The sequence below is a fragment of the Roseicyclus sp. genome, assembly GCF_052168335.1.
Lineage (GTDB): Bacteria > Pseudomonadota > Alphaproteobacteria > Rhodobacterales > Rhodobacteraceae > Roseibacterium.
On the sequence record NZ_JBQLZP010000128.1, the window covers coordinates 1 to 8,650 of the forward strand.

Annotated in this window: 10 protein-coding genes; 8 read left to right on the forward strand and 2 right to left on the reverse strand. The window is 71.3% G+C overall.

What is annotated here, in order from left to right; all coding sequences use genetic code 11:
• The coding region (locus ACTS11_RS04115; protein WP_442639074.1) for a LacI family DNA-binding transcriptional regulator at positions 1 to 803 on the reverse strand (803 nt) is incomplete at its 3' end.
• Positions 804 to 976: 173 nt separating this feature from the next.
• Between ACTS11_RS04115 and ACTS11_RS04120 the strand changes: the two genes are divergently transcribed.
• The 4 genes from ACTS11_RS04120 to ACTS11_RS04135 are packed head-to-tail and all read left to right on the forward strand — an operon-like array spanning position 977 to position 3,938.
• Positions 977 to 2,071: a fatty acid desaturase family protein gene (locus tag ACTS11_RS04120; protein ID WP_442639075.1), complete on the forward strand. Its 1,095-nt coding sequence runs from the start codon at positions 977 to 979 to the stop codon at positions 2,069 to 2,071.
• Between the two features lie 12 nt (positions 2,072 to 2,083).
• Positions 2,084 to 2,395 carry a MocE family 2Fe-2S type ferredoxin gene (locus ACTS11_RS04125; protein ID WP_442639076.1) on the forward strand — a complete coding sequence of 104 codons (312 nt, stop codon included), beginning with the start codon at positions 2,084 to 2,086 and terminating at the stop codon, positions 2,393 to 2,395.
• Positions 2,392 to 3,186, forward strand: coding sequence for a 3-methyl-2-oxobutanoate hydroxymethyltransferase (locus ACTS11_RS04130; protein ID WP_442639077.1), 795 nt, complete (start codon positions 2,392 to 2,394; stop codon positions 3,184 to 3,186). Before ACTS11_RS04125 ends, ACTS11_RS04130 begins: the two co-directional genes overlap by 4 nt.
• Positions 3,183 to 3,938: an oxidoreductase gene (locus ACTS11_RS04135; RefSeq protein WP_442639078.1), complete on the forward strand. Its 756-nt coding sequence runs from the start codon at positions 3,183 to 3,185 to the stop codon at positions 3,936 to 3,938. The genes ACTS11_RS04130 and ACTS11_RS04135 overlap by 4 nt, the downstream gene beginning before the upstream one ends.
• Before the next feature lie 8 nt (positions 3,939 to 3,946).
• On the opposite strand, the gene ACTS11_RS04140 is transcribed toward ACTS11_RS04135, so the two are convergent.
• Entirely contained in the window at positions 3,947 to 4,999 is a 1,053-nt protein-coding gene (locus ACTS11_RS04140; protein WP_442639079.1) for a LacI family DNA-binding transcriptional regulator, read from the reverse strand.
• Between the two features lie 159 nt (positions 5,000 to 5,158).
• Between ACTS11_RS04140 and ACTS11_RS04145 the strand changes: the two genes are divergently transcribed.
• The 4 genes from ACTS11_RS04145 to ACTS11_RS04160 all read left to right on the forward strand — a co-directional run.
• Positions 5,159 to 5,884, forward strand: a complete 726-nt coding sequence (locus ACTS11_RS04145; RefSeq protein ID WP_442639080.1) for an SDR family NAD(P)-dependent oxidoreductase — start codon at positions 5,159 to 5,161, stop codon at positions 5,882 to 5,884.
• Positions 5,885 to 5,896: 12 nt separating this feature from the next.
• Entirely contained in the window at positions 5,897 to 7,051 is a 1,155-nt protein-coding gene (locus tag ACTS11_RS04150) for a Gfo/Idh/MocA family protein (RefSeq protein WP_442639081.1), read from the forward strand.
• Positions 7,052 to 7,064: 13 nt separating this feature from the next.
• A complete protein-coding gene (locus ACTS11_RS04155; RefSeq protein ID WP_442639082.1) occupies positions 7,065 to 7,979 on the forward strand; it encodes a sugar phosphate isomerase/epimerase family protein in 915 nt (304 codons plus the stop codon).
• 89 nt (positions 7,980 to 8,068) lie between these two features.
• Positions 8,069 to 8,650: substrate-binding domain-containing protein (locus ACTS11_RS04160; protein WP_442639083.1), on the forward strand; the 582-nt coding region annotated here is incomplete at its 3' end.

The following is an 8,650-nucleotide window of genomic DNA, read 5'->3' on the forward strand; positions in this document are numbered from 1 at the left end:
CCGCCGCGCCCCGCGCCGCGGAGCGCCTGCGCGATCCCGACCGTGCCGCCGCCCGCGTTGTAGATCGCGCGGAGGTCCGGGTGCCGCGCGAGGAGCGCGCGCGTCTCGGCCGCCGCGCGCTCCCGGTCCTCGCCGCTCTCGCGGAGCTGGAGGATCTCGAGGCCGGGGAAGTCCTCGGCCAGCACCTGGCGGAAGCCCATCTCGCGCTCCTGGTGGCCGCGATAGGCGAGCGTGCCCGCGAAGAGCGCGACCTTGCCGCGCGGCGCGGGCCCGAGGAACCGCCCGAGGAGGAGCCCGGCCAGGCGCCCCGCCTGCCCGTTGTCGATGCCGACGTAGCCGAGGCGCGGCGCATCGGGGATGTCGGAGGCGAGCGTCACGACCCGCACCCCCGCCGCATCCAGCCGGCGGAGCGCGTCGCGCATGGCGGGGTGGTTCACCGCGACGACGGCGATCCCCTCGGCCCGCGCGCCCAGCGCAAGGAGCCGCGCGGCCATCGCGCCGCCCTCGAGGCTCTCCACCCGCTCGATCCGGAGCGCGACGCCGTCCCGCCGCGCGGCCTCCTCCGAGAGGGACGCGGCGAGGTCCGCGATGAAGGAATTGGTCCCCGCGGGCAGGAGTGCCGCCAGCCGCACCGGCCGCAGCGCCGCCGCCTCGCCGCCCTGGAGATAGCCGATCTGCCGCGCCGCCCCCAGCACCCGCGCCCGCATCCGCGACGACACGCCGGGCCGGTCGTGGAGCACGCGGTCCACCGTCGCGAGCGACACGCCCGCTTCGCGCGCGACATCTGCAAGGGTCGGGTGCATCGGCGCTCCATTCTGAGGTGATCTGAGGTAATCCGGCGCACGAACACTCGTCAAGCGCGCCTTTATCCGCAGTCTACACCTCAGAACACCTCACTATTGCCGGTTGACTTGCCCCCGCGACTCGGCGCGACATGGGACACGCGAGGCGCAGGATGGGGAGGGTCGCTGGGCACATGACGCTGGCGGAAACGACGCGCGGACGGCGCGACTACAGCCTGACGGGACCGGAGGCGCAGGCCGCCATCGCGCGGGGCCTCGCCTCGGCCGAGTGGTATCATTCCGACATCCCGCGCAAGGTGATGAAGGAACTGATGCAGCGCACCGACGGCCCCGCGACGCGGGACACGGCGATCTGGATCGGCGTCATGGTCCTTTCGGCGGCGGGCGGCATCGCCACCTGGGGGACGTGGTGGACATTGCCCTTCTGGCTCGTCTACGGCGTTCTCTACGGCTCGGCCTGCGACTCGCGCTGGCACGAATGCGGCCACGGCACCGCCTTCCGCACCTCGTGGAAGAACGACGCGGTCTACCTGCTGGCGAGCTTCATGGTGCTGCGGAACCCGACGAGCTGGCGGTGGAGCCACGCGCGCCACCACACCGACACGATCATCGTCGGACGCGACCCCGAGATCACGGTGATGCGCCCGCCGAACGTGCCGCGCAAGATCCTCTACTTCATCGGCATTCCGGACGTGTTCCAGCACTTCTGGATCCTGATGCGCAACGCCGCCGGCACCTTCGGCCCGGACGAGCGCGACTACATCCCCGAGAGCGAGCTGCCCAAGGCGGTCTTCTGGGCGCGGCTCTTCGTGGCGGTGCATGTCGCCGCCGTCGCGGTCGCGCTGGCCACCTGGTCGCTCCTGCCGCTCATGCTGATCGGGGGCCCGCGCATCTACGGGACGTGGCACATGGTGCTGACGGGCCTCCTCCAGCACGGGGGGCTGGCCGAGGACGTGCTCGACCACCGGCTGAACTCGCGCACGGTCCTGATGAACCCCGTCAGCCGCTTCATCTACTGGAACATGAACTACCACGTCGAACACCACATGTTCCCGATGGTGCCCTACCACGCGCTGCCGCGCCTCCACGCGCTGATCCGCGACGACCTGCCGCCCGCCAACACCTCCATCCTCGACGGCTACCGCGAGATGGTGCCCGCCCTGATCCGGCAGGAGCGCGAGCCGGGCTACTACATCCGCAAGGAGCTGCCGCCGACCGCGCGGCCCTACCGGGCGGAGTTCCACGCGCTGGACACCGAACCGCACTGAGGGGGGGCGAGAATGAGCGAATGGGTAGACGTCTGCGCCCTCGACGAGATCGAGGAGGAGGACGTGGTCCGCTTCGACCACGGCGGGCGGACCTTCGCGGTCTACCGCGACCTGGAGGACGGCGTCTGGTGCACCGACGGGCTCTGCACGCACGAGCAGGTGCATCTCGCGGACGGGCTGGTGATGGACGACACGATCGAGTGCCCCAAGCACAACGGGCGCTTCAACTACAAGACGGGCGCGCCGCTCAGGAGCCCCGTCTGCGTCGCGCTCGCCACCTACCCCGCCCGCGTCGAGGGCGGGCGCGTGCAGGTGCAGGTATGAGGCCGAGGCCCACCGTCGCCGACCTCCGCGCCTGGAAGGGCAAGCGCCAGCTCACCATGCTGCGCTACTTCACGCTCGACGAGGCCGCGGCGGCGGAGGCGGCCGGCATCGACATCGCCAGCGTCCCGCCCGAGCTCGTCGGCCACCCCCGCTACCGCGAGGTCGCGCCCTCGGTCTTCTCGATGACCGGCAAGGCGCACCCGGAGGCGGGGACGCCGGACGACTACCTCCGCTTCTGCGGGCAGATGCTCGAGGCGGGGGCCGACGCGCTCTATTGCTCGGGCTCCATGAAGACGGTCGAGATGCTGGCGCGCGAATGGGTGCCGGTCGTGGGCCACGTCGGTCTCGTGCCGGCGCGGGCCACCTTCACCGGCGGCTTCCGCGCCGTGGGCCGCGACGCCGAGACCGCCATCGGCCTCTACGAGGACTGCCGCGCCTACCAGGAGGCGGGCGCCATCGCCGTCGAGATCGAGGTGGTCCCGGCGCGCGTCGCCACCGAGATCGCGAAGCGGCTCGACATCCTGCTCTGGTCCATGGGCGCGGGCGCGGGCTGCGACGCGCAGTATCTCTTCGCCGAGGACATCCTGGGCGAGGGCCGGACGCGCCTGCCCCGCCACGCCAGGGCCTACCGCGATTTCGCCGCCGAATACGCCCGCCTCCAGCGCGAGCGCGTCGCCGCCTTCTCCGAGTTCCGCGCGGACGTGGAGAGCGGCGCCTTCCCCGAGGAGGGCCACCTCGTCGGCATCGCAGAGGCGGAGTTCGAGAAGTTCCTCGACGGGATCGGCGGATGAGGGCGGGCCTCGACGGAATGGTGGTGCTGGTGACGGGCGCCGCCCGCGGCATCGGCGCGGCCATCGCGCGCGAGGCGGCGGGCGCGGGGGCGGAGGCGCTGGTCCTCGTCGACCGCGACCCGGTCGACCTCGACCTCCCCTGCCCCGTCGAGGCCGTGACCCTCGACCTCGCCGAGCCGGATGCGCCCGACCGCGCCATCGCGGCCGCCCGCGCCCGTTTCGGGCGGATCGACGGGCTCGTGAACGCGGCGGGCCTCACCAGCCGGGGCGGCTTTGGGGACGTGGACGTGGCCTTCTGGAACCGCATGTTCTCGGTCAATGCCCGCGCGCCCTTCTTTCTCATGGGCGGGGCCATCGCGGACATGCGGGCGCGCGGCGCGGCGGGCTCCATCGTCAACATCCAGTCGATGAACGCCCATTGCGGGGCGCCCGACCTCGCGGTCTATTCCGCCTCCAAGGGCGCGCTCCAGACGCTGACGAAGAACGCGGCCAATGCCTGCATGGCCGACCGCATCCGGGTGAACGGCATCAACCTCGGCTGGGTCGATACCGAGACCGAGCGCCACCTCCACGCCGTCACGCTCGGCCGCGGCGAGGGCTGGCTCGACGCGCAGGCGGCGGCGCAGCCGCTCGGGCGGCTGGTCGGCGCGGAGGACTGCGCGCGGCAGGCGGTCTGGCTCCTCTCGCCCGCCTCGGCGCCGATGACGGGCGTGAACCTCGACCTCGAGCAGAAGGTCACGGGGGCGCCATGAGCGCCCGGTCACGCCCTCGGCGGCGCGGTGCTGTCGCGCACGACGAGTTCGACCTCGACCATGTCGCCCGAAACCTCCGCCCCCGCCCCGTCCGGCCGGAGCCGCCGGCGCAGCGCCAGCGCCGCCTCGCGCCCGAGGCGGTGGCGGTCCTGCCGGATGGTCGTCAGCGCGGGCACGTAGTAGTCCGACATGTCGATGTCGTCGAAGCCGACGACCGAGATGTCCTCCGGCACGCGGACACCGCCCTTGGCGAGGCCCGCGATCAGGCCGAAGGCGACCATGTCTGCGGCGCAGAAGACCGCCGTGGGCCGGTCCGCCATGCCGAGGATCAGCTTCGCCGCCTCCGCCCCGCATTCGAGCGAGAAGTCGCCCCGGATGATCCACGCGTCCCGCGCGGGCAGGCCGAGGCGCGCGCGCTCCTCGAGCATTCCCTGCCGCCGCGCGCCGGTCAGGACGTTGCCCTCCGGCCCCGTGACATGCGCGATCTTCCGGTGGCCGAGCGCGTGCAGGTGCCGCACGGCGAGGCGCGCGCCCTCGGCGTTGTCCGAGCGGATCACGGGGAAGTCCATGCCCTCCACCCACTCGCACAGAAGGACGATCCGGCCGCCCGCGCCCATCTCGACGCAGGTGGCGAGTTCCGCCCGGTCGAGGTTCCCGTCGAGCGAGATCACCCCGTCGATCCGCCCGTCGAGGAAGTAGCCGGCGAGCTCCCCGGGCAGGAGCGGACGGCTCTCGGTATCGGCGATCAGCACGGCGTAATCGCTGTCGGCGAACCCGTCCGAGATGCCGGCGAGGATGCGGGAATAGAACGGCTTGCCGAGGTTCGGGACGAGGACCAGAACCGCCCCCGCCCGCTGCATGCGCAGGTTCCGCGCCGCCTGGTTCACGCGGTAGCCGGTGGTGCGGATCGCGTCGAGCACCGCCGCCCGCGTCCGCTCGGTCAGGAGGTCGGGGTTCGAGAGCGCGCGGCTGACCGTCGCGGTCGACACGCCCGCCGCCCGCGCCACGTCCTGGATCGTGGCGGAGCGCGCGAGCGTCGGTTTCCCTTGCCTGCCGTTCATTCCGGGGTTGACTCGACTCGTTCCATGCTTCGAGTATGTAATCGATTTCATGGTGTGGGAAGAACCTTGTCCGGCCATGAAAACGATTACAGGCGCGGAGAACGCGCGAAGGGAGGATTTCGAGGTGACACCGCCCAGCCCAGTCCGGGAGGCCCGCTGATGCCCGCCGCGTCGTTCGACTTCGACGGCGCCACGATCGTGGTGATCGGCGCGAGCCGGGGCGGCATCGGCGCCGCCATCGCGCGCGGCTTCGGCGACGCGGGGGCGGAGGTCCACATCACCGGCGCCGAGCCCGAGCCCATGCCCGAGGACGCCGCGCGCTTCGCCTACACGCAGCTCGACGTGACCGATACCGAGGCCGTGCGCGCCTATGCGGCGGGCTTCGCATCGGTCGACGTCCTCGTGAACTGCGCCGCGATCACCCGCCGGGGCGAGGAGATGGCGCCCGACTTCTTCTCCCGCGTCATCGACGTGAACCTGACCGGCTCCTTCCGCTGCGCGGAGGCCCTGCACCCCGCGCTCAAGGCCGCGCGCGGCAGCGTCATCAACATCGCCTCGATGTATGCCCGCTTCGGCAGCCCCCGGAACCCGGCCTACGGCGCGTCCAAGGCGGCGGTCGAGCAGCTCACCAAGTCCCTCGCCATCGCCTGGGCGCCGGACGGCATCCGCGTGAACGCGGTCGCGCCCGGCTTCATCGTGACCGAGCAGTCGGCCCGCGCGCGCCAGGACCCCGCCTTCGTCGCGGCGATCGAGGCGCGCACGCCCGCCGGCCGCTGGGGCCAGCCCGGCGACATCGCGGGTGCCGCCCTGTTTCTCGCCTCGCCCGCCGCCGCCTTCATGACGGGCACCTGCCTGCCCGTGGACGGAGGCTACTCGGTTGTCTGAACGGGAGGGATCATGAGCGACTTCGCGAAGATCGGCGCCGCCGTCATCGGCACGGGCTTCATCGGCTCGGTGCATCTCCAGATGCTGCGCCGCCTCGGCGTGGACGTGCGCGGCGTCCTCGGCTCCTCGCCCGAGCGGGGGGCGCAGGCGGCGGCGTCGCTCGGCGTCGCGCAGGCCTATGCCGGCCTCGACGACCTGCTCGCGGACGAGCGCGTGGACGTCGTCCACGTCACCTCGCCGAACCACGCGCATTACCCGCAGGTGAAGGCGATCCTCGGCGCGGGCAAGCATGTCGTCTGCGAGAAGCCGCTCGCCATGACCTCCGCGCAGTCGGCCGAGATGGTCGAGATCGCGCGGGCCTCGGGCAAGGTCGCCGCGGTCTGCTACAACATCCGCTTCTATCCGCTGAACCAGCAGGCGCACGGGATGGTGCGGGCGGGGGACCTCGGCGAGATCCGCTTCGTGACCGGCCACTACCACCAGGACTGGCTCGCCAGGCCCACCGACTGGAACTGGCGGCTCCGCTCCGAGATGGGCGGCGCGCTGCGCTCGGTCGGCGACATCGGCACGCACTGGGTGGACCTCACGTCCTTCGTCACCGGCCTGAAGGCCGAGGCGGTGATGGCCGAGCTCGCCACCTTCATCCCCGAGCGGCAGAGGCCCAAGGGCCCCGTCGCCACCTTCTCCTCCGGCGCGGGCGAGACCGAGACGGTCGCCATCGACACCGACGACGCGGCGATGATCGTGATCCGCTACGAGGGCGGCGCGCGCGGCGTGATGAGCACGAGCCAGATCAACACCGGCCGCAAGAACTCGCTCCAGTGGGACGTGGCGGGCTCGAAGGCCAGCGCCGCCTGGGACAGCGAGACGCCCGACCACCTCTTCATCGGCCACCGTGACCGGGCGAACGAGACATTGATGCGGGACTTCACGCTGATGAACCCGACCGGCACCGCAGCCGCCACGCTGCCGCCGGGCCATGTCGAGGGCTTCGGCGACAGCTTCCACGCCTTCTTCCGCGCGGTCTATCGCGACGTGGCGGCCGGCGGTCGGCAGGAGGGTTCGACCTGGGCCACGTTCGAGGACGGGCACTACGAGATGCGCTTCTGCGACGCGGTGCTGAAATCCGCGAAGGAAGGCCGCTGGGTGCGGCTCGACGAGATCTGAGGGAGGAGAAACGATGCACCTGGGCCTCTTGACCGCCCCCTTCGAGGACACGCCGCTCCTCGAGGTCGCCGACTGGGCGGGCGCGAACGGCTTCTCGGCCTTCGAGGTCGCCTGCTGGCCGGCCTCGGGCGGCGAGAAGCGGCGCTACGCGGGCACGTCCCATATCGACGTGGACGGGCTGACGAAGACGCAGGGCGAGGAGATCACCGGCGCCCTCGCCGAGCGCGGCATCTCCATCTCGGGCCTCGGCTACTACCCCAATCCGTTGCACGCCGACGCGGCCCACCGCGAGGAGGTCATCGGCCACCTGAAGAAGGTCATCACCGGCGCGGCCACGATGGGCGTCGGCGTCGTCAACACCTTCGTCGGCGGCGACCGGAGGCTGAACCTCGACGAGAACTGGGCCCGCGCGCGCGAGATCTTCGCACCGATCGTGAAGCACGCGCAGGACCGGGGCGTCCTTCTGTGCTTCGAGAACTGCCCGATGGTCTTCAGCCATGACGAGTGGCCGGGCGGGCACAACATCGCCTATTCGCCCAAGATCTGGCGGCGCATCTTCGAGGAATGGGGCGACGCGGTGGGGATGAACTTCGACCCCTCGCACCTCGTCTGGCAATTCATCGATCAGACGCGCTTCATCAAGGAATTCGGCCCCCGCTTCGGCCACGTCCACGCCAAGGACGTCATGATCGACCGCGACGGGCTCTACGAGAACGGCACCATGTCCGTCGGCATGGGCTGGCAGGTGCCGCGCCTCTGCGGCCTCGGCGACGTGGACTGGAGCGACTTCTTCTCGGCGCTCTACCGCGCGGGCTACGACGGGGCCGTCATCATCGAGCACGAGGACCGCCTGTTCGAAGGCACCGACGAGAAGATCAAGCGCGGCTTCTGCCTCGCCCGCGACGTGCTGAGCCCGTTCATCAAGTGAGCGGCCGCCCGGCACACCGGAGCAGACCCAAAAGGGGCACCAAGACCCCGAACACCGACTGAACCCGAACCCCCAAGGGAGGACCAGAAATGACCAGAAGACTGATGATGGGCGCCGCAGCGGCCGCGCTCTCCGTCGCGATGGCGCCCGCCGCCTTCGCGCAGGACGGCGGCTACGTGATCGGCGTCTCCAACACCGTGCAGGGCAACGGCTGGCGCGAGGAGATGATCTGCGCAATGCGCGCCCAGGCGCTGGTGGAGCCCGACGTCTCGGGCCTGATCGTGGCGCACCGCAACACCGACAGCGCGGGCCAGCTCGAGGACATCAACAACCTCATCGAGGCGGGCGTCGACGCGATCGTGCTCAACCCCTCGAACCCCGACGCGCTGAACTCGGCGCTCGAGGCCGCGATGGCGGCGGGCATCGTCGTCGTGGCGGTGGACGCGGGCGTGACGGCGGAGGGCGCCTACATCCTCTCCAACAACCAGGAGGAATACGCCTATCTCGGCGCGCGCTGGCTGTTCGAGCAGCTCGGCGGCGAGGGTGACGTGGTCTACATGCGCGGCATCGCCGGCGTCTCGGCCGACACCGACCGCGACAACGGCTTCCGCCGGGCGCTGGCCGAGTATCCGGGCATCGAGGTTGTCCACGAGGTCTTCACCGGCTGGCAG